The 20,466-nt window shown below is 37.8% G+C and carries 19 protein-coding genes; 16 read left to right on the top strand and 3 right to left on the bottom strand.

The annotated features are described in order from the left end of the window. The 16 genes from ACFIJR_RS05175 to ACFIJR_RS05250 all read left to right on the top strand — a co-directional run. Nucleotides 1-1,361: Vomp family autotransporter (locus ACFIJR_RS05175; RefSeq protein WP_375653768.1), on the top strand; the 1,361-nt coding region annotated here is incomplete at its 5' end. Then, entirely contained in the window at nt 1,358-1,960 is a 603-nt protein-coding gene (locus tag ACFIJR_RS05180; RefSeq protein WP_375625562.1) for an invasion associated locus B family protein, read from the top strand. The genes ACFIJR_RS05175 and ACFIJR_RS05180, both read left to right, overlap by 4 nt. A 919-nt stretch (nt 1,961-2,879) precedes the next feature. After that, a complete protein-coding gene (locus ACFIJR_RS05185; protein WP_375653769.1) occupies nt 2,880-4,190 on the top strand; it encodes a Ppx/GppA phosphatase family protein in 1,311 nt (436 codons plus the stop codon). A 29-nt stretch (nt 4,191-4,219) separates the two neighbouring features. Further along, nucleotides 4,220-4,948 carry an RlmE family RNA methyltransferase gene (locus tag ACFIJR_RS05190; protein ID WP_375653770.1) on the top strand — a complete coding sequence of 243 codons (729 nt, stop codon included), beginning with the start codon at nt 4,220-4,222 and terminating at the stop codon, nt 4,946-4,948. A 172-nt stretch (nt 4,949-5,120) separates the two neighbouring features. Further along, nucleotides 5,121-6,146, top strand: a complete 1,026-nt coding sequence (gene obgE, locus ACFIJR_RS05195) for a GTPase ObgE (protein WP_375651786.1) — start codon at nt 5,121-5,123, stop codon at nt 6,144-6,146. 1 nt (nt 6,147) lies between these two features. Then, nucleotides 6,148-7,287 (top strand): glutamate 5-kinase, encoded by a 1,140-nt coding sequence (gene proB, locus ACFIJR_RS05200; RefSeq protein ID WP_375653772.1) that lies wholly within the window; start codon nt 6,148-6,150, stop codon nt 7,285-7,287. A 45-nt stretch (nt 7,288-7,332) separates the two neighbouring features. Next, on the top strand, nt 7,333-8,589 hold the full coding sequence (locus ACFIJR_RS05205; protein ID WP_375653773.1) for a glutamate-5-semialdehyde dehydrogenase: 1,257 nt from the start codon (nt 7,333-7,335) through the stop codon (nt 8,587-8,589). Between the two features lie 29 nt (nt 8,590-8,618). Next, complete coding sequence (locus tag ACFIJR_RS05210) at nt 8,619-9,212, top strand: nicotinate-nucleotide adenylyltransferase (protein ID WP_375626679.1); 594 nt, start codon at nt 8,619-8,621, stop codon at nt 9,210-9,212. A gap of 111 nt (nt 9,213-9,323) precedes the next feature. After that, nucleotides 9,324-9,710, top strand: coding sequence for a ribosome silencing factor (rsfS, locus tag ACFIJR_RS05215; protein WP_375626681.1), 387 nt, complete (start codon nt 9,324-9,326; stop codon nt 9,708-9,710). Between the two features lies 1 nt (nt 9,711). After that, nucleotides 9,712-10,194: a 23S rRNA (pseudouridine(1915)-N(3))-methyltransferase RlmH gene (gene rlmH / locus ACFIJR_RS05220; protein ID WP_375651789.1), complete on the top strand. Its 483-nt coding sequence runs from the start codon at nt 9,712-9,714 to the stop codon at nt 10,192-10,194. A 96-nt stretch (nt 10,195-10,290) separates the two neighbouring features. After that, complete coding sequence (locus tag ACFIJR_RS05225) at nt 10,291-11,571, top strand: murein hydrolase activator EnvC family protein (protein WP_375653775.1); 1,281 nt, start codon at nt 10,291-10,293, stop codon at nt 11,569-11,571. Next, nucleotides 11,561-12,871: a S41 family peptidase gene (locus tag ACFIJR_RS05230; RefSeq protein ID WP_375626687.1), complete on the top strand. Its 1,311-nt coding sequence runs from the start codon at nt 11,561-11,563 to the stop codon at nt 12,869-12,871. Before ACFIJR_RS05225 ends, ACFIJR_RS05230 begins: the two co-directional genes overlap by 11 nt. A 39-nt stretch (nt 12,872-12,910) precedes the next feature. Continuing rightward, the gene (locus tag ACFIJR_RS05235) at nt 12,911-13,432 is read left to right on the top strand and encodes an RNA pyrophosphohydrolase (protein ID WP_375648622.1); all 522 of its coding nucleotides are present in this window, start codon (nt 12,911-12,913) and stop codon (nt 13,430-13,432) included. A 99-nt stretch (nt 13,433-13,531) separates the two neighbouring features. After that, the gene (locus ACFIJR_RS05240; RefSeq protein WP_375626691.1) at nt 13,532-14,092 is read left to right on the top strand and encodes an invasion associated locus B family protein; all 561 of its coding nucleotides are present in this window, start codon (nt 13,532-13,534) and stop codon (nt 14,090-14,092) included. Between the two features lie 328 nt (nt 14,093-14,420). Next, nucleotides 14,421-14,714 (top strand): YggT family protein, encoded by a 294-nt coding sequence (locus tag ACFIJR_RS05245; RefSeq protein ID WP_375626693.1) that lies wholly within the window; start codon nt 14,421-14,423, stop codon nt 14,712-14,714. Between the two features lie 22 nt (nt 14,715-14,736). Continuing rightward, complete coding sequence (locus ACFIJR_RS05250; RefSeq protein WP_375625575.1) at nt 14,737-15,051, top strand: DUF167 domain-containing protein; 315 nt, start codon at nt 14,737-14,739, stop codon at nt 15,049-15,051. Nucleotides 15,052-15,105: 54 nt separating this feature from the next. Here the strand turns inward: ACFIJR_RS05250 and ppa are convergent, their stop codons facing one another. The 3 genes from ppa to mgtE form a co-directional block, all read right to left on the bottom strand. Then, complete coding sequence (gene ppa, locus ACFIJR_RS05255; protein ID WP_375626696.1) at nt 15,106-15,636, bottom strand: inorganic diphosphatase; 531 nt, start codon at nt 15,634-15,636, stop codon at nt 15,106-15,108. A gap of 68 nt (nt 15,637-15,704) precedes the next feature. Continuing rightward, on the bottom strand, nt 15,705-17,531 hold the full coding sequence (gene typA / locus ACFIJR_RS05260; protein ID WP_375626698.1) for a translational GTPase TypA: 1,827 nt from the start codon (nt 17,529-17,531) through the stop codon (nt 15,705-15,707). A gap of 1,270 nt (nt 17,532-18,801) precedes the next feature. After that, entirely contained in the window at nt 18,802-20,178 is a 1,377-nt protein-coding gene (mgtE, locus tag ACFIJR_RS05265; RefSeq protein WP_012754587.1) for a magnesium transporter, read from the bottom strand. Nucleotides 20,179-20,466: the final 288 nt, after the last annotated feature.

The following is a 20,466-nucleotide window of genomic DNA, read 5'->3' on the forward strand; positions in this document are numbered from 1 at the left end:
ATAAGATGTTTGCGGAGTATTTTGGTGGAGGTGCTGGCTATAATGATAAGGGCGAGTGGAGTGCTCCAAGTTTCAAGCTACAAACTGTCAACTCTGAAGGTAGTTCTGAAGAGAAGAGCTATGATAATGTTGCGGATGCGTTAGCAGGAGTAGGGACATCTTTCACGAATATTCACAAAGAAATTAACAATGTTGTTAGTGATAGCTTAGTTAAACAAGATGACAAGACGCATGTTATTAGCATTGGAGGCGAAAAAAGTGGCACAAGCATTACCCTTTCCAACATTGATGGAGCGGAACGGACTCTTTCTGGAGTGCGTGGTGGAACGATTTCAGAAACATCCACGGATGCGGTTAATGGTTCACAACTTTATTCTATGAGTAATGTCTTAGCGGCCTATTTAGGAGGAGGAGCCGGCTATAAGGATGGGAAATGGAGTGCACCGGAATTCAAGGTTGCACAATTTAAGAGCGACGGTAGTTCAGATGAGAAGACGAGCTATGATAATGTTGCGGCTGCGTTTGATGGTGTGAATACAGGTATGACCAATATCAACAATCGTATTCATGATGTTGAGAAGAATGTGGCGTCCAATGGTTTAAATTGGAATGAAACTGAAGGAGCGTACGACGCGAAGCATGATGACAAGTCGAGCAAGATTAAGAATGTCTTAGCTGGTAAAGTTGAAGAGAATTCACAAGAAGTTGTGAATGGAGGTCAGCTATGGGAGACGAATGAGAAAGTGAAAGAGGTTGAAAAGAAAGTAGATACGATTGATCAACATGTAAAAGATATTACAACAACGGTTATGGATGGAGCGGTTAAATATGACAAAGATGGTGATGGTAAAAAGACGAATAAGGTTACGTTGGTAGGTGGGAATGAGAGTGATCCAGTTTTGATAGACAATGTAGCGGATGGAAAGATTGAAACGGGCTCGCATGAAGCTGTTAATGGGGGTCAGTTACATGATTACACCGAACAGCAGATGAAGACGGTTCTTGAAGATGCCAATAAGTATACGGATGAGAAAGTTTCTCATATTGTAAAAGATGGAGTTAATGAGGCTAATTCGTATACGGATATGAAGTTTGAGACGTTAAATTATGCTGTTGAGGATGTTCGCAAGGAAGCAAGACAAGCTGCAGCGATTGGTCTAGCGGTGTCAAACTTACGTTACTATGATATACCAGGATCTTTAAGTGTTTCATTTGGTAGTGGTTTATGGCGTAGTCAATCCGCATTTGCTATTGGGGCGGGTTATACATCTGAAGATGGAAATATTCGCTCGAATGTATCTATTACGAGTGCTGGAGGTCACTGGGGGATAGGTGCTGGAATTACTCTGAGGTTGAGATGATAATAGAAAAAATGGCTGTTATTGTAAAAAAGAGAAGTATGTTAGTAAAGGTTTTGTTTGCTCTTGCCTTAATAGGCAAGAGCGAAAGCTTTGCTAATGAGAACAATAATATTTATACAGTGCATCCACCGCACTTATCGATACCTAAGGGAGAACCTGGTGAAACACGTCGAATTATTATGCAGTTTTATGACTGGACTTTGATTTGTGACGAAAAACAAAAGCTTAAACATAAGCAAGGTATATGTAATGTGACACAGACTGTTCATGATCAAGAAGGAAATACCATTTTTAGTTGGTCTCTTGTGTCTACGACAAGTGGTCAAGCAGTGATGCTTTTTCGGACATTGCCAAATTCTGATATAAATGTTCCGATTCAAATGTTTGTAAAAGGTGTTAAAAAACCTGTTCTTATTCATTATACGCAATGCAATGAAACTGTTTGTTTGGCACAATCGCCTGTAGGGCCGGTTTTGACTAAACAAATAGAGCAGGACAATAAAGTACGTATTTCCTATAAAATTAAAGAAGGAAAGGTATTTTCTTTTACTGTACCATTTAAAGGATTAAATGCGGCACTTAATTCTTTACGTCCTTAGAATCCATCGAGTGTTTTTAACAAGATTTATTTTTCATAAATTGTTGTATTATATTTTTGAGTGTAAATTATAAGGCCAAATAAGTAAGAATTTTTATATAATATGATATAGAGGTAATTTATTGGAAAGAGCGAGAGTTTTATGAATATAAAGTCACAATAAGTTCTTTGTATGTAATAGAAATTCAAGTTAGTAATTTCCATAAAGCTTAAAGAGTGATTTCGTTAGTTATTAAAAGTAAAAAAGATTAGCAATACTCGATTTAAAATAATTAAAAAGATAGCTTCCTTACAATAATAAGTAGGCTAAATTCTTTTTTAAAGCTTTAAATGGATTTTTAGAGCGATCTGATTAAGCATTAATATTTTTTAGATAAATTTATAATCCTAGAGAATTTTTTGAACGATAGTTTTAATTGGTATTCACAAAATAACAGCTATTGTAATTGCATTTTGTAGTACTACGGAACTTTTATTCCAGCATAATCAAAGCCATTTCATTGTATACAACAAACGAGGCTCGTGTGTGGATAACGAGATTGAAAAAAGAAAAATTTTTTTATAAACCGTACTAATGTATAGGTTGTTGTGACCTTAAGAGTCAGCAAATAGTATTGTTATAATAGAGGTGTGCTCCGTGTAAATGGTATAAAGAAAAGAGCAAAATTTATAAAAATTGATGCGAACGTAAACGATTAATTTATAGTTTTAAGTACATAAAGAGAAGCATGATTTTACGGAAACAATCAAAAGATTATACAAAAATCTGAATGATGCTAGTGTAGAAAATTTTAATGATAGGCAAAGAAAGAATGATTTTTTGTATTTATCATTTGATGCTGCATTATTGCTTTATTTAGGAATGAGCAGAAGAGTTTTCGCGTTTATTTATTGGGGGGAACGCTCAAGGGATAAAAGAAATGACCCCGTTAAATTATGGTTCAAAAGAGTTAAAGCGAGGAGAAATATACGATACCAAAGCAGATCAGTTGTATGATCAGGGTGGTAGTAATACAAATAATCGTTCTGCATTGTCACGAACAGAGGCATACTCTGTCTTTGTTGATATAAAGAGACAACAGAGAAAAAAACATTATGAACAGAAACAGGCTTTTGTTCAATCTGAGACAGCTTTTGAGTTTCATAGTCAGATAATGATAGCTGCTCAAAAAACAAAAAAACTCAAAGCGCCTTTTCTTCGACGGTTCCCTCCAGTAAAATCTCCACCTCTTTATGCGGCACTCGATCTCGGAACGAATAATTGTCGTCTTCTTATCGCATCTCCCAGTAGACCTGGATATTTTCGTGTTGTTGATGCTTTTTCTCGTATTGTACGATTGGGAGAAGGTTTAATAAATAACGGTTTTCTTAATACACAAGCTATGGATCGTGCGATTGAAGCATTAAAGATTTGTCATTTAAAGCTAAAACAAAGGCATATTAAGCGTTATCGCTTGATTGCAACAGAAGCTTGTCGTTCTGCAGAAAATGGTAGACATTTTATTCAGCGTGTTTTGGAAGAGACAAGTCTTGAATTGGAAATTGTTGATCGGCAAACAGAAGCGCGTTTTGCTGTTACAGGGTGTAGTACACTTGTTGAACCAAATACTGACGCAATTGTACTTTTTGATATTGGAGGAGGATCATCAGAAATTGTGCTACTTGATGTTTCTCAAAGGCGTTCTTTTAGTTTAGCGAGACAAATTATTGCTTGGACTTCTCTTCCTGTTGGTGTTGTTACGCTTGCTGAACGTTTTGGAGGAAATGATATTAGCTTAGACGATTTTGAAAAAATGAAAAGCTATGTGCGAGGGTTATTAAATAATTTTTCAGATCGTCATAAATTAGGAGAGTTAGCGCAAGGTTCGAAGTTTCATCTTTTGGGAACTTCTGGTACGGTTACGACTTTAGCAGGAATGTATCTTAATTTAGAGCGTTATGATAGGAAAAAAGTAGATGGCATTTGGATGAATGATGCAGACATTACACTTATGACACAACGCCTGTTATCATGGGATATAGAAAAACGTGTCATAAGTCCTTTTATTGGGCGCGAGAGAGCAGATTTAGTTTTAGCTGGTTGTGCAATTTTAGATGTTATTCGGGAAGTTTGGCCAAGCCAGCGTTTAAGAGTTGCTGATCGTGGATTAAGGGAAGGAATTTTGATAGATCTGATGTTACGCGATGGGGTATGGTGTCGTCATAGAAAGAGCAGAGGTTCCAAGCGTTAGAGAATTAAATATGGAGACAATGAATAACGATGAAAAAAACAACAAAAACACCGAGAGGTGGCTATGGAGGTTCAGGGTCACATGAATTATATCAGCGCGTAAAAAAGAAAGCAGGAACCATTAAAGCTTCATCACGACGATGGTTAGAGAGGCATCTGAATGATCCTTATGTTCATCAATCAAAAGTAGATGGTTATCGTTCGCGTGCGGCTTATAAACTCATTGAAATTAATGAGCGTTATAGGTTTTTGAAAAAAGGTCAAAAGGTTATTGATCTAGGAGCAGCACCTGGGGGCTGGTGTCAGGTGGCTGAGCGTATAGTAGGGTCAAGTGATGAAGATCCTAGCGTTGTTGGTATTGATTATTTACATGTTGATCCATTGCCTAGAGTTGCCATGTTGGAAATGGATTTTTTACATACAGATGCACCGCAGAAATTAATTGAAACTTTAGGGACAAACCCGGATGTGGTTCTTTCTGATATGGCAGCGCCAACAACAGGTCATCGTCAGACGGATCATTTAAGAACGATTTATTTATGTGAAGTTGCGGCTGATTTTGCTCTTTCGGTTCTTAAGCCTGGGGGACATTTTTTAGCAAAGGCTTTTCAAGGAGGAGCAGAAAATACTCTTCTCACGATACTAAAACAGCATTTTAAAAAAGTCTATCATGTTAAACCACCCGCAAGCCGATCAGAATCAGTAGAGCTTTATCTTCTAGCTCTTGAATTTAAGGGAAAAACAAAAATACAAGAATAGCGCCTTCTTTTAAGAAGCCTTAACTTTACTTAACCTATTTAGATGTGATGATTTTTTCTCAAAGAGTTATCGGCGATATTGACAGTTTTTCTGTTATCAATGATGAAAAACTGGTAAAACTAATGTATTGCCTATAGAGGTAGAGAGATTGATTCCTCAGTGAGTGCTTCCAATGAAATTTCTTGATCAAGCTAAAGTTTATATTCGTTCTGGTAATGGAGGTTCTGGAGCAGTATCATTTCGTCGTGAAAAATTCATAGAATTTGGGGGACCTGATGGGGGGAATGGAGGACGGGGTGGTGATGTTTGGGCTCTTGTTGTTGATGGGCTTAACACGCTGATTGATTATCGCTACCAACAGCATTTTAAAGCAAAAACAGGGGGGCATGGCAAGGGTCGTAATATGACGGGTGAAAAGGGTGATGATGTCATCCTTAAAGTTCCGGTTGGGACGCAAATTTTTGAAGAAGATAATACAACGTTAATCTGTGATTTAACAGAAGTGGGACAGCGCTATCGTCTTGCAAAAGGAGGGAATGGCGGTTTTGGGAATCTTCATTTTACAACATCGACAAATCGGGCACCGCGTCGTGCAAATCCAGGTTTGGCTGGAGAAGAGCGTGCAGTATGGCTTCGTTTGAAGTTAATTGCTGATGCTGGGCTTGTTGGTTTACCTAATGCTGGAAAATCAACTTTTTTAGCTTCTGTAACGGCTGCAAAACCAAAAGTTGCAGATTATCCTTTTACCACTCTACATCCTCATCTTGGTGTTGTACGTATTGATGGTCGTGAATTTGTTTTGGCTGATATTCCAGGATTAATTGAAGGAGCGCATGAAGGTGTGGGAATTGGAGATCGTTTTTTAGGACATGTGGAACGTTGTCGCGTACTGCTTCATCTAATTTCTTCTCAAGAAGAAGATGTAGCAAAAGCATATCAAATTGTGCGTCATGAACTTGAGGCATATGGAAATAATCTAAGTGATAAGATTGAAATTGTCGCTTTAAGCCAGATAGATACTCTGACAATTGAAGAGCGTAAAATGAAACAGGAAGCTTTGCAAAGAGCAGCGGATCAACCTGTTATGATGTTTTCTGCGGTTAGCCGCGAAGGTTTAGAAAATGTGCTGCGTGCTGGTGCACATATTATTGAAATGTCACGCAAAGAGGAGATTAGTGGGGATAGCAAGGTTGATTGAGATGGCTTTTGGATCGCAAAAACTTACACACTATAAACGTATTGTGGTCAAGATTGGATCTGCCCTTTTGGTTGATCCTCAGACAGGTTTACGGGTTGAATGGCTTAAAAGCTTAATCAGTGATGTTGTTGAATTGCACAAAAAAGGCGTAGAGATATTGTTGGTGTCTTCAGGCGCTATTGCTTTAGGAAGGACATTGCTACAGCTTCCTAAGGGGGCTTTGAAATTGGAAGAAAGTCAGGCATGTGCTGCTTTGGGGCAAATTGAGTTAGCAAAAACCTATGGGGATGCGCTTGCTCAACATGGGCTCAAAACAGGCCAAATTTTGCTCACTTTATTTGATACGGAGGAGCGAAGGCGTTATCTCAATGCACGTGCAACGATTGAGATGCTTTTATATTTAGGAGCTGTGCCTGTTATTAATGAGAATGATACTGTTGCAACAACTGAAATTCGTTATGGTGATAATGATCGTTTAGCTGCACGTGTGGCAACAATGGTGAGGGCAGATCTTTTAATACTTTTATCCGATATTGATGGTCTTTATACAAAGTCTCCCCATAGTGATCCTACGGCTGAATTTATACCTTTTGTTGCATCCATTACGCATGATATCGAAAAAATGGCAGATGTTGCTGTTTCAGAGTTTTCACGGGGAGGAATGAAGACCAAGCTTGATGCCGGAAAAATAGCTAATGCTGCTGGAACGGCGATGATTATCACCTCAGGCAAGCGTATGAATCCCCTTGCTGCAATTGACAAAGGTGAACGCAAGAGTTTTTTTGCGGCAAGTAAGAAATCTGTCAATGCTTGGAAAACATGGATTTCTGGTCATTTAGATCCATCTGGTGTTTTGACGATTGATCAAGGAGCCATTAGGGCTCTTGAAACAGGAAAATCGTTATTAGCAGCAGGGGTTATTGGCGTTGAGGGAAATTTCCAGCGTGGGGATACGGTTGCAATTATTGATACAAATGGGGTTGAGATTGCGCGTGGGCTTGTAAGCTATGACAAAGATGAAGCTGTACGTATTATGGGACATAAAAGTGAAGAAATTGAAGCTATTCTTGGGTATGAGGCGCGTTCTGCTATGGTGCATCGTAATGATATGATTGTACGTTGCTTGATCAATTCTGTTTAAAAAAGTTACTTTTGTTTTTATTGTTTTCGCAGAGTGGATGATACGATGACTTTAGAAGAACAAATGAAAGATATGGGACAAAAAGCACGCTATGCCGCTGCAGCGTTGGCCGTTGCTTCTTCTGAGCAAAAGAATAATGCATTGGAAATGATCGCTTTAAGTCTAGAGGCTCAATCAGATGAAATTTTACGAGCGAATTGTCAAGATTTAGAGAATGCTGCTCAGAATAATTTGAAAGCTGCAATGATTGATCGGCTAAAATTAGATGACTTGCGTTTACGTGCAATGATAGACAGTGTTCGCCAAGTTGCTCGTTTATCTGATCCTGTTGGACAGGTCATGAGTGCGTGGCAACGTCCAAATGGGCTTCATATAAGTCGTGTACGAACACCTCTTGGTGTGATTGGTATTATTTATGAAAGTCGTCCAAATGTTACAGTTGATGCGAGTGCTTTGTGTTTAAAAGCAGGTAATGCTGCGATTTTGCGCGGTGGTTCGGATAGCTTTCATTCTTCTCATGCTCTTCATTTAGCTTTGGTACAAGGTTTAGAACGCTCTGGTTTACCTAAAGATGCTATCCAAATGGTTGGAACGACAGATCGCGCTGCCGTTGGGGAAATGCTCAAAGGATTGGATGGGGCGATTGATGTGATCGTACCACGTGGTGGAAAGAGCCTTGTTGCCCGCGTTCAGTCTGATGCACGTGTTCCAATTTTTGCTCATCTGGAGGGACTTTGTCATATTTATATTGATAAATCGGCAGATCTAGATATGGCACGCAATATTGTTTTAAACGCAAAGTTGCGGCGGACAGGGATATGCGGTGCTGTTGAGACAGTTCTCATTGACAGCCAAGCATTAAAAAAGTTTCTTCCTGTTTTAACTGCTTTACAGGAGAAGGGGTGTGAAATTCGTGCTACAGAAGATATTGTTTTTCTTATGCCAGATGTCAAATTAGCTTCTGAAGAAGATTGGTCGCATGAATATCTTGATGCTATTCTTTCTGTTAAAACGGTTGAGGGTGTTGAGGGAGCCATTTCTCATATCAAGCGTTATTCATCAGGACATACGGAATCGATTATTGCTGAGGATTTGGAAGTGGTAAAGAAATTTTTTAATCATTTAGATTCAGCTATTTTGCTGCACAATGCGTCCACACAATTTGCTGATGGAGGTGAATTTGGTTTTGGAATGGAAATTGGTATCGCAACAGGAAAAATGCATGCACGTGGCCCGATAGGTGTTGAACAGCTAACTTCATTTCAATATCATGTTAAAGGAAATGGTCAGGTTAGAGCTTGAGAACACCATTTTTTCCATGGAAAAATTGTATGCCACATGTTGAAAGATCCAATGTTGTGGGTCTTTTTGGTGGTTCCTTTAATCCACCGCATGCGGGGCATCTTCTTGTTGCAAAAATTGCCATTCGGCGTTTGCATCTTGATCAGTTATGGTGGATGATCACTCCAGGAAATCCTTTAAAGGATTGTACACAGTTGCTCTCTTTAGAGGAGAGAATGCAATTAAGTTTTAAACTTATTGACCACCCGAAAATTCGCTTAACAGGTTTTGAACAGGCTATAGGGAGTAAAGTATCAGTAGATACAATTTTTCATATTCTTACCCATTATAGTGACGTAAATTTCGTATGGATTATGGGGGCAGATAGTTTTACGACGATACATCATTGGTATCGATGGCATGATATCGTTTCTATGCTTCCTATTGCGATTATTGATCGTCCTTTAGGCAATCGGTCAGCACTTTCTTCTCCTATGGCACATATTTATCGTCGTTTTCGTTTGGATGAGAGAGAAAGTAAGCGATTACCTTTTATAAAGCCACCAGTTTGGACTTATTTGCATGGACCTTTATCTTTTCAATCTTCAACAAACCTGCGTTTGAAAAAGAATGATTTTTCTTGAACATTTCATAAGATTCTGCTTCTCTTTAGAGAAATCTCTTTTTTAGATTCCACAACGATAAGAAAGGATATTGATCTGAAAAACATTGCACACAAACACTCTTGCGATAGTATGCTTTCAAAAGAAAAAAAAGTTTTTTCTGTTAGTGAGAGTCTTGAAGTTATTCTCAAGAGTTTAGAAGATACAAAAGCAGAAGATATTGTTACTATTGATATTCGAGGAAAGTCATCTTTGGCTGATTATATGGTCATAGCTTCAGCAAATTCGCAGCGTCATGTATCTTCTGTTGCTGATCATTTATTACATACTTGGAAAGATAGTGGGCAGGGGCTTGCGCGTGTAGAAGGGCTTGCTGGAGGTGACTGGGTATTGATTGATACAGGTGATATTATCACTCATCTTTTTCGTCCAGAAATTCGTCTTTTTTATAATTTAGAAAAAATATGGATGACTCCGGATTTAAACGATACAGCTTTGCGTTTCTTCGGAGATCATTAAAATGCAAATTTCTATTTTTGCGGTTGGTCGTATGAAAAGTGGGGCGGAGCAAAAATTAGTTCAGCATTATTTGGATCGTTTTTCTAAAGTTTCTGGAGTTGTAGGCTTTCATTTAAAAAAGTTACAAGAGATACCAGAAAGTCGTGCTCAAACAGCGTGTCAACGTATGGAGGAAGAGGGGAGAAAACTTATTGAATTTTTACCTGAAAAATGTCGATTAATTGTGTTAGATGAGCGTGGAGAATCGATTTCTTCAACTTCTTTTTCTGAAAAATTGAGGTGTTATCGTGATGAAGGCATTCGAGATGTTGTTATTGCTTTGGGAGGACCTGATGGGCATAATGAACAAATAAGGAAGCATGCTGATTTTCTTTTATCTTTTGGTTTGATGACGTGGCCACATCAAATTGCACGTATTCTTCTTACAGAACAACTTTACCGCGCTGTGACAATTGAAAATAATCATCCGTATCATCGTTTTTAATATTTTTGTGCAATTTTTAGCACTTATTTATATATTTATTAATATTGTTTTAGCTGACACCATTTAAAGCATCTCTAATGTATACGATGAGGTGTCATGGTTGGGCAAATGAAAAAGCTTCTTCATAGAAAGACGCTATATTTATATGGGGAGTGCGTGATATTTGTCATTTTGCTCTTGAGTATGTTTTTTTGCTTTTCTGTATCACATGCGGAAGATACAATGAGGAGTACGCAAGCACATAAAGAATTAGGAGAAATTCGCCAAAATATTTCACTTTCGCGTGAGCGTGTTGCTTTTCTTACGCATCAAGTTGAGCATTTAAAAAAAGATCAACGTGTTTTGAGTGATGCACTCATAAAGGCGGCTAAAGAAGAACGTACAGTAGCAGATGATATTGCTAAAAGGGAAGAAAAGCTTAAAAAAATGATAGAAGAGCGGGTACAAGTCTATCAAAGTTTAAAAAGTCGTCGCGCTGAATTTGCGGAAGTTCTTGCAATTTTGGAACGTATGGGATTGAATCCACCTCCTGCTCTTATGATACAGCCAGAGGACGCGTTGGCTTCTATACGTAGTTCTGTTTTATTAGGTACTGTTATTCCTCAGATGCAAGAGAAAACGCGAGATTTAACACAGAAACTCAAGGAGTTGACCAATTTGAGTAATTCCATTACTACGGAATATACGGCATTAAAGACAAAACTGCAAAATCAAGCAGAGCAGCGAAAACGTCTAGAGCTTTTATTAGACAGAAAAAATAAACTACAAAAAAAATCAGAAAAAGAACTTACAGAACAACAACAAAAGAATATTGCTCTTGCTAAAAAAGCGCAGTCTTTGGAAGAATTGATTTTAGAGCTCGACCGTCAGTCAAAACTTAACTCTGATGCATCAGTACAGGTACGGAAAAGTTTGCAATTGTTAGAACAGTCCAATTTTGAAAGCCGAAAAGGTTCTTTACTTTTTCCTGTTTCAGGAAAAAGAATACATCACTCTAACAAGAATTCGCAGATTACGCGCTTTGGTGAAACGATAGAAACAGAGTCAGGAGCTGTTGTTATATCACCTGTGGATGCTTTTGTTGCTTTTGCTGGGCCATTTCGTTCTTACGGACAGTTAATTATTCTCAATGTTGGAAATGGTTATCATATCATTCTTACTGGAATGTCGAGAATTAATGTAAAACAGGGGCAGTTTGTTCTTTCAGGTGAGCCTCTGGGTATAATGGAGATGCAATTTATTTCAAACAGTGTTGCATTGGATATAGGAAAAACTTCTCCAATGCTTTACATTGAGTTTAGAAAGCAGGGAAAACCTGTAAATCCAACTCCTTGGTGGCAGACTGAAAAAATAAGAAGGAGCCAAAATGATTCGTAAAGTTATTCTTTTGGTCGCTGGGGTATTGCTCGGCGCCTGTTCAATGATTATGGTGCAGTCTGTTGCTGCAAATAATGAAGATAATGCATATAAAAAGCTAGCTATATTTGGCGATGTTTTTGAGCGCGTGCGTATGCAATACGTTACAGTTCCAGATGATAAAAAGCTTATTGAAAATGCTATCAATGGCATGCTCACATCACTGGACCCTCATTCATCTTATTTGAATGCTGAAGAAGCCAAGGATATGCGGGATTCTACGAAAGGAGAGTTCGGAGGTCTTGGTATTGAGGTCACTATGGAAAAAAACTTAATTAAAGTTGTTTCACCAATGGATGATACTCCCGCTTCAAAAGCAGGTATTCTAGCAGGAGACCTTATTTCAAAAATTGATGATGTACAAACGAATGGTCAAACATTGAATGAAGCTGTTAATAAGATGCGAGGTGCTCCTGGAACACCAATTACCTTAACAATTATTCGTTCTGGCGTTGATAAGCCATTTGAAGTGAAGATTGTTCGTGATATTATCAAAGTAAAAGCGGTGAAATATCGGGTTGAGGGTGACATTGGATATTTAAGAGTTATCCAGTTTTCTGAGCAGACATTGAATAATCTTCTGGCGGCAATTAAAGATATCCAATCTAAAATTCCTGAAGATAAGCTAAAAGGTTACGTCCTTGATTTGCGGCTTAATCCGGGTGGGCTTTTAGATCAAGCTGTTAGTGTTTCGAGTGCTTTTCTCAATAAAGGTGAAATTGTGTCGACTCGTGGGCGCAAAAAGAGTGATGTGACAAGATTTGATGCGAAGCCAGGTGATGTCATCAGTGGAAAACCGCTCATTGTCCTTATTAATGGTGGTTCGGCAAGTGCTTCTGAAATTGTTGCTGGTGCATTACAAGATCATCGTCGTGCAACAATTTTAGGGACGCAATCTTTTGGTAAAGGATCTGTTCAAACAATTATTCCTTTGGGTGAAAATGGAGCTTTACGCTTAACAACAGCACTTTATTACACGCCATCTGGCACTTCTATTCAAGGGACAGGGATTACGCCTGATATTATTGTAGAGCAACCACTCCCTGAAAAATATAAGGGTTATGATGTAAAAGTTGGTGAGTCTGCATTAAAAGGACATATCAAAGGAAAACGAGAGAGTAATAAAGGATCTGGTTCAGCTGCTTTTGTTCCGAAAGACCCTAAAGATGATATTCAATTGAATGAGGCCTATAAGCTGTTACGAGGTGAAATGGCAAATGCAGCATTTCCACCAGATCCCAATAAGGATGTGTTAAAGTGAGAAATGATATCTATAGCTTGCGATTTTGAGGAATATTAAATGGATGCAGGTATTAATTTGAAGATTCTTCCATATCGCAAATGTGTTGGGATTGTAGTCTTTAATCATGAGGGTAAAGTTTGGGTTGGGCGTCGTTTAATGGCGCCCATTCATGCAGATATTGACATATCTCATCGTTGGCAGCTTCCTCAAGGAGGGATTGATGAAGATGAAAAACCATTGGATGCAGCATATCGTGAACTTTATGAAGAAACGGGTATTCGATCTGTAAAGTTAATTAAAGAAGCACAAAATTGGTTCCACTATGATTTTCCACAAGAACTTATTGGGTGCACATTAAGCAATAAGTATCGTGGGCAAATACAAAAGTGGTTTGCTTTCCAGTTTACGGGAAAGCTTTCTGAAATTGCGATTAACCCGCCACCAGATGGCAATAAAGCGGAATTCGATCAATGGAAATGGATCGATCTAGAAACCCTTCCGTTGATTGCTGTTTCTTTTAAAAAGCACGTTTATACGAAAGTGGTCAGCGAATTTCGAGGTAGCCTTAGACCATTATAAAAGCTATATGATGATGAGAAAGCTTTTTTTATTAAGATGCTTTATATTATAATAAATAATAAACATGTTTCTCTTTTATGTAAAGAACAGGAATATAAAATGAAAAAGTTATTTAATTTACTTATAGTTTTTACTCTCTTGAGTATTTCATCTGTTGCATTTGCAACAAGTTCAAAGCCTCCTGCATCAAAAGATGCGGCAGCGACATTGCCAAATGGAGCTTCTTCTTTGACTGAAACCTACGGTTTATGGACTATTAACTGTGGTATACAAGAAGGGAAAAGAATTTGTTTTATGCACCGTCAAGAAGTGAATGAGCAGGGGCGTGTTGTTGTGGCTATGGGCCTTACTCTCGATGCTGAGGGTGTTGTATCTGGTAATTTAACAGTTCCTTTTGGTATTTTGGTCTCTAAGCCTGTTCGTTTACAAGTTGATGAGGGAAAAGCTGTTATCGAAACTGGTATTCGGACTTGTGTACCAGCAGGTTGCATGGTTCCTGTCGTTTTTGACAAAAATCACGTAGCAGCTTTACGTTCTGGAAAACAGTTAAAGTTGGCAATGACAATTGCTGCTGCAGGTGAACCAGCTTTGAATGATTTATTTGTTCAGCTCAATGGTTTTAGCAGTGCTCTTAACCGTTTGACTGCTTTGCAGAAATAATTTTAAAAATAAAAGCGGCCTTTAAAAGGCCGTTTTTATTTTGTTTGTTTTTTATATATTAATAATTAAAACGATGAGATTTAAGATTAATCCTATAAGGGATATTCAGATTTTTTGCTGTTTCTTCTATTTTCATGTGCTATTTTTAATTTTGATATTTGTTTTCTAGCTGCATCGTCATTAAATAGAGAGATGAAGAATTTAGATGTCTGGTTTTTATTCAAGAAAAAAGAGTATTGAAGTATAAAACCATTTTTTGATACACAAACCTGCTTTAATGAAGGTTTTCTATACGCTCTTCTGTTTCCTTGATTGAAAGGGATCACGCATGATTTATGCATTGCTTCGGACGATTGATTTGATTTTTGATATTTATATTGATATTTTAATCGCTAGTGTTATTTTTTCTTGGCTTTATGTCTTTAATATTATAAATTCGCGCAATCGCTTTGTTGTTTTGATAGGAAGCTTTCTAAATCGTCTTACAAATCCTGTTCTAAGCCGTATCCGGCAAATTTTACCAAATTTTGGAACAATTGATATTTCACCTATTGTAGTGTTCATTATTATTTATTTTATTCGTAATTTCATGTGGCGCGTTTACGCAAACATGTATTTATAGAAATATTATTTGAGGCGAATACATGTTTTATCAAGTTGATAAAAATAACTTGATTTTGTTTGTATATCTCATTCCCAAATCATCTGTTGACAAAATAATAGGGGTTGAATGTAGAGATGGTGAAAAACAATATCTGGTTATACGCCTTCGTGCTGTTCCTGAAGATGGAAAAGCGAATAAAGCTCTCATTAAATTTCTTGCGAAGCAGTGGAGAATACCGTCTTCTTCTATTTCTCTGAAAAATGGCGCAATATCTCGCTACAAACAACTTTACTTTTCAACACATTTAGAAGAGTTAAAGCAGATATGGCAATCCTTTAGAGATTGCATCTCGTAGAAAAAATAAATAATAAAGCCTATTATAAAAACAGGCTTTATTTTATTAAAATCGTTATATTTTTTTATTGCGCTCAACAGCTTGCTTAATTAATTCATAAGCAAAGTTTTTATCACGCCATCCTTCAATTTTAGCCCATTTTCCAGGTTCCAGATCTTTGTAATGCTTGAAGAAATGTTCAATTTGTTTGAGAGTAATCTCGGGTAGATCTGTATAGTCATGAATATTGATATAGCGTTTTGTTAATTTTGGAGTGGGAATGGCAATAATTTTTTCATCTTTACCACCATCATCTTCCATCATCAGAGCTCCGATGGGGCGAACATTGATAACACAACCAGGCATAAGTGGACGGGTATTACAGATAAGGACATCAATAGGATCACCGTCATCTGAAAGCGTATGAGGGACAAAACCGTAATTTCCAGGATAAACCATTGATGTATGAAGAAAACGGTCAACAAATAATGCGCCCGACTTTTTATCCATCTCATATTTTATTGGTTGCCCACCAAGGGAGACTTCCACAATAACGTTAATATCTTCTGGTGGATTTTTGCCTACGGGTATTTCCTTAATATTCATAGAGACATCCTTTCTGGGATATAGTGAGGCTCAATACAATTAAGTATTTTACCAAAGAGATTATGAAATTAACTTGAAATTGATGCACGTGTTTTTTCAAAACGTTTACGTTCATTAGGATCAAGATAGAGTTTGCGGAGACGAATATTTTTAGGGGTTACTTCCACAAGCTCATCATCTTGTATCCACGATAAGGCACGTTCTAATGTCATTTTAATGGGAGGCGTTAGCTTTACGGCTTCATCTTTTCCGGAAGCGCGCATATTGGTGAGTTTTTTTCCTTTTAACACATTAACTTCTAAGTCATTATCTCGTGAGTGGATGCCAATAATCATACCTTGATAGACTTTCACACCCGCATCGATGATCATAGGTCCACGATCTTCAAGATTAAAAAGAGCATAAGCGACAGATTCACCGTTGTCATTTGAAATCATAACACCATTAACACGACCAGCAATGTCTCCTTTATAAGGTTCATAAGCATGGAAAAGGCGATTCATAATTGCTGTACCACGTGTGTCCGTTAAAAGTTCAGATTGATAACCAATGAGTCCTCGGGTTGGTGCATAAAAGACAAGGCGGACACGATTACCTCCAGAAGGGCGTAATTCCACCATTTCTCCCTTACGTTCAGACATTTTTTGTACAACAGTACCGGAATATTCTTCATCAACATCGATAACAACTTCTTCGATTGGCTCAAGAGTTATTCCATTTTCATCTTTTTGCATAACAACACGTGGGCGTGAAACACTAAGCTCAAATCCTTCACGGCGCATATTTTCAATGAGAACTGCAAGCTGTAATTCTCCTCGCCCTGAAACGTAGAAAGAATCTTTATCGGCTGATTCTTCAATTTTAAGAGCGACATTGCCTTCTGCTTCTTTTAACAATCGGTCACGAATGACACGACTTGTTACTTTATCGCCTTCAGTTCCAGCAAGGGGACTATCGTTGACGAGAAAACTCATAGTAACAGTAGGAGGATCAATTGGTTGGGCAGTAAGGGGTTCATTAACAGCAGGATCACAGAAAGTATCAGCTACGGTACCTTTTTGTAGGCCTGCAATCGCAACAATATCACCAGCACTTCCTTCTTCAATGGGTTGCCGTTCTAAGCCACGAAATGCTAAAATTTTTGAAATACGCCCAGTTTCTAAAAGTTTTCCATCTTGTCCAAGAACCTTGACACTTTGATTGGGTTTTAGAGAGCCAGAATGAATCCGCCCTGTAATAATTCGTCCCAAAAACGGATCCGCTTCAAGAATAGTTCCAATCATGCGGAACGGTCCTTCTGCTACACTAGGAGAAGGGACATGCTGTGTCACAAGATCAAATAAAGGACCTAATCCATGATCTTTTGGTCCCTCGGGGGCTTCAGCCATCCATCCATCGCGTCCAGATCCATAAAGAATAGGAAAATCAAGCTGTTCATCGGTTGCGTCAAGAGCAGCAAAAAGGTCAAAAACCTCATTAATGACTTCATCAACGCGTGCATCCGGTCGGTCAATTTTATTAATAGCAACAATAGGGCGCAAACCCACTTTCAATGCTTTGCCAACGACAAATTTTGTTTGTGGCATTGGTCCTTCAGCAGCATCAACAAGTACAATGGCTCCATCAACCATATTTAGGATACGTTCAACTTCTCCGCCAAAGTCGGCGTGTCCTGGTGTATCAACAATATTAATTCGAGTATCTTTCCAAACAACAGATGTCACTTTCGCTAGGATTGTAATTCCACGTTCTTTTTCAATATCGTTTGAATCCATCATACGTTCGCTTGTACGCTGATTATCACGGAAGTTTCCTGATTGCTTGAGAAGTCCGTCTACAAGCGTTGTTTTCCCATGGTCAACGTGGGCAATGATGGCAATGTTACGCAATTGCATAAATTTTCTTCTTTTCGTTTAATGAAATTTCATTTGAGGCAAAGTCTTTACATTCTTTGCCTGACTATTAAAAAACCTTTTACATGTTTTTTTATAATTTTGGAAGATGGAGGCAATATTTTTATGGCAAAACTATTTATCCAAGTCTTTAAGGCTCTATTAAGCTTCAATTGCTGGAGCTTCGTAAAAGGATTTTTATAGTACGTATGTTCTATTCTCGAGTTAAGAATTATCCCAAAAATCACCGTCAACTTGATTTCTATCAATATGACACAAGGAGTTTATATGAGCTCTTGTAAGAGTAAGTAAGTATAAAGCTAGCCGTATTATTGTTGTTTTTTTGCAAAGAGATTGATAAAAATCCCGAATATCTCTTAATTCATAGCCAATTTATTACAACTGTACGATATTTTTATTCTAACACAGCTTTTTCTTATTCTATAACTTGTCAATCAAAATCCAGATCTAATGCAACCGTGTATTTGAGGTAAATATTGAGACGATTAAGCATTTTATAAGAAGTTCTAGCTTTTGTATGACAGATTGGGGCAAGAATTATATCTGTTTTATTTATTTATTTATGAAACCGGAATACAGTCTTTTTTAGAAAGAAGATGAAGGCATCAAAAGAAAATTCTTATCTTTGCCGTTAAGCCAAACTTATGCTTTCAAAAGCATCTAAGCAATATCTTCTAAGCCATGGAGATAGTGCATTACCTCACACTTTTGTTAATCGCATTCTCTAATAGGAGTATGCTTTTCATGCCAAACAGAACGCTTCAAACAGAATACACTTGTTGTTGCATATTCATGTACTTAAGAGAGTTTTCTGAACGTACACTAAATCCATTCCATGATAGGGCTCATAAATGATGTAATATACGTGAATAGTATACCTATCAACACCTTTGTGAAGAAATATAAAGCCTATAGAGCATATCATTATTATTCTTTCTCAGCTGTCAATATTGCAACAGTTTTTGATACGAGAGAGAGGATATAAGGAGTATTTAATTTTTTTCTTGAATAGTTTTTAGCTATACACCAATCCCGTTTGTGACTGGCAAGAAGATGACTTTAATCGATTTAATATAAAAAGCTTTATGATGAGGTAAATTTACGATATTCGGAGCTGTTATTCAATAAAAATAATAAATTGTTTATGGAGCGGTGCGCTAGAAAATAAATTAATGGAGCTTATTCTCTTCTGGAAAGATCTTAGGTTACATGACAAAGTCTTTCCAGAAGAAAGAGTTTCTACTTTACATGTTTAAAGAAGAGTTCCTGACAAAATGATGGAAGCTACAGAGAAATAGATTATAATGCCCATGACATCTACTAAAGTTGCCACAAAAGGAGCAGAAGCACTTGCTGGATCAAATTTTAAACCTTTAAGAATAAAAGGCAGCATAGATCCAGAAAGAGAACCAAAGGTAACGATTCCGACTAAAGCTGTACCCACTGTTGTCGAAACAGCAATCCAATGTTGCCCATAGTCGTAGATACCGAATTGTTGCCAAAGAGCAATGCGCGTAATGCCAATAATTCCGAGTAAGAGACCAAGAGATAGTCCTGTTGGAATTTCACGAATGAACACTTTCCACCAGTCTTTCAACGTGAGTTCACGTAAAGCCAATGCACGGATAATAAGGGATGTAGCCTGTGAGCCGGAATTTCCTCCTGAGCTCATAATGAGAGGTATGAACAGTGTAAGAATAATCGCTTTTTCGAGTTCTGTTTCGAAATGTTGCATAGCACTTGCTGTCAGCATTTCACCGACAAAGAGTAAAGCGAGCCATCCGCCACGTTTTTTCATCATTTCAGGAAATTTAATTTGCATATAGGGCTTATTAAGCGCTTCCATACCCCCAAATTTATAGGCATCTTCATTCATCTCATCAACCATAGTATCAAGCACGTCATCGACGGTTACAATGCCAATGACATGGTTACTTTCATCAACTACAGGCACAGAGAGAAGATCATGGCGCTGGAAAAGGCGTGCGATATCTTCATGATGTGTGAAGGGCGATATTGTAATGGGCGAGTCATGGGTAGGGACATTAAGAATTTGTTCATCAGGTGAGGCAAGAATAAGGTTACGCAGTGAAACAGCTTTGAGAAGAATACCTGTTTTAGGGTCAATTACATAGCTGGTATAAACGGTTTCACGTGTTCGCTCGACCTCACGAATGTGATCCAACGTTTTTTGTATAGTCCAGTTTGAAGGAACGGCTATAAACTCTGTTGTCATCAGTGCCCCTGCTGTATGATCAGGATAACTGGTGAGTTTTTTAAGTTCAGCGCGCGTTAAGGGTTTAAGCAAGGCATAAAGTCGTGTGCGGGTTTCTTTATCCATTTCTTGAAAGACGTCCGCAGCAGCATCGGCAGACATGCCATCAAGAATTTCAACTGCACGATTTATAGGGAGAAGTTCTAGGATGGAAGCAGGTTGCTCAAGCTCTGGTTTATCAAAAAGTTCGATAACATAATCAAGAGGCAGAAGACTAAGAATGGTTACACGTTCCATGATATCGAGGTCATTGATGATATCAATAGAGTCTGCAAAATGCTGATTTTTTAACTTTTCAGCGAGAGCTTCAGGAGAAAAATTTTTGAAGTCGAAGGTCGTTTTAATTTCAGTCATGATAAAGTACCTCCTGAAGAGTTGGAGAGTTGTAAATCTAGATAATAGATGAGATAAAAACAAAAGTTTATGGAAGATTTAAAAAACTCCCCAGCTATATTCCCAATTGTTAATATTTGAAGTAAAGTCAAGGGTAAATTATAGGTTATAAACAAGTTTCTGAATCAATAAAACAAGAATACAGTTTAATTTGAGAATAATATAAAAGCGTAAATGTAAAAATCAGTTCTGATTTTTACCATCATTTCTTTGATGCAGTTTTGCGATTTTCAAAAGGATCTACAGCAA

The organism is Bartonella sp. OD88NMGDW, assembly GCF_042193775.1.
Classification (GTDB): domain Bacteria; phylum Pseudomonadota; class Alphaproteobacteria; order Rhizobiales; family Rhizobiaceae; genus Bartonella; species Bartonella grahamii.

Bases quoted from the DNA above. Each gene is read 5' to 3' on its own strand.
- ACFIJR_RS05250 (WP_375625575.1), top strand. From the start codon at position 14,737: ATGTTTTATCAAGTTGATAAAAATAACTTGATTTTGTTTGTATATCTC.
- ACFIJR_RS05205 (WP_375653773.1), top strand. From the start codon at position 7,333: ATGACTTTAGAAGAACAAATGAAAGATATGGGACAAAAAGCACGCTAT.
- obgE (WP_375651786.1), top strand. From the start codon at position 5,121: ATGAAATTTCTTGATCAAGCTAAAGTTTATATTCGTTCTGGTAATGGA.
- rlmH (WP_375651789.1), top strand. From the start codon at position 9,712: ATGCAAATTTCTATTTTTGCGGTTGGTCGTATGAAAAGTGGGGCGGAG.
- mgtE (WP_012754587.1), bottom strand. From the start codon at position 20,178: ATGACTGAAATTAAAACGACCTTCGACTTCAAAAATTTTTCTCCTGAA.
- ACFIJR_RS05235 (WP_375648622.1), top strand. From the start codon at position 12,911: ATGGATGCAGGTATTAATTTGAAGATTCTTCCATATCGCAAATGTGTT.
- ACFIJR_RS05240 (WP_375626691.1), top strand. From the start codon at position 13,532: ATGAAAAAGTTATTTAATTTACTTATAGTTTTTACTCTCTTGAGTATT.
- ACFIJR_RS05245 (WP_375626693.1), top strand. From the start codon at position 14,421: ATGATTTATGCATTGCTTCGGACGATTGATTTGATTTTTGATATTTAT.
- ACFIJR_RS05230 (WP_375626687.1), top strand. From the start codon at position 11,561: ATGATTCGTAAAGTTATTCTTTTGGTCGCTGGGGTATTGCTCGGCGCC.
- ppa (WP_375626696.1), bottom strand. From the start codon at position 15,636: ATGAATATTAAGGAAATACCCGTAGGCAAAAATCCACCAGAAGATATT.
- ACFIJR_RS05190 (WP_375653770.1), top strand. From the start codon at position 4,220: ATGAAAAAAACAACAAAAACACCGAGAGGTGGCTATGGAGGTTCAGGG.
- rsfS (WP_375626681.1), top strand. From the start codon at position 9,324: ATGCTTTCAAAAGAAAAAAAAGTTTTTTCTGTTAGTGAGAGTCTTGAA.
- typA (WP_375626698.1), bottom strand. From the start codon at position 17,531: ATGCAATTGCGTAACATTGCCATCATTGCCCACGTTGACCATGGGAAA.
- ACFIJR_RS05210 (WP_375626679.1), top strand. From the start codon at position 8,619: ATGCCACATGTTGAAAGATCCAATGTTGTGGGTCTTTTTGGTGGTTCC.
- ACFIJR_RS05185 (WP_375653769.1), top strand. From the start codon at position 2,880: ATGACCCCGTTAAATTATGGTTCAAAAGAGTTAAAGCGAGGAGAAATA.
- ACFIJR_RS05225 (WP_375653775.1), top strand. From the start codon at position 10,291: ATGGTTGGGCAAATGAAAAAGCTTCTTCATAGAAAGACGCTATATTTA.
- proB (WP_375653772.1), top strand. From the start codon at position 6,148: ATGGCTTTTGGATCGCAAAAACTTACACACTATAAACGTATTGTGGTC.
- ACFIJR_RS05180 (WP_375625562.1), top strand. From the start codon at position 1,358: ATGATAATAGAAAAAATGGCTGTTATTGTAAAAAAGAGAAGTATGTTA.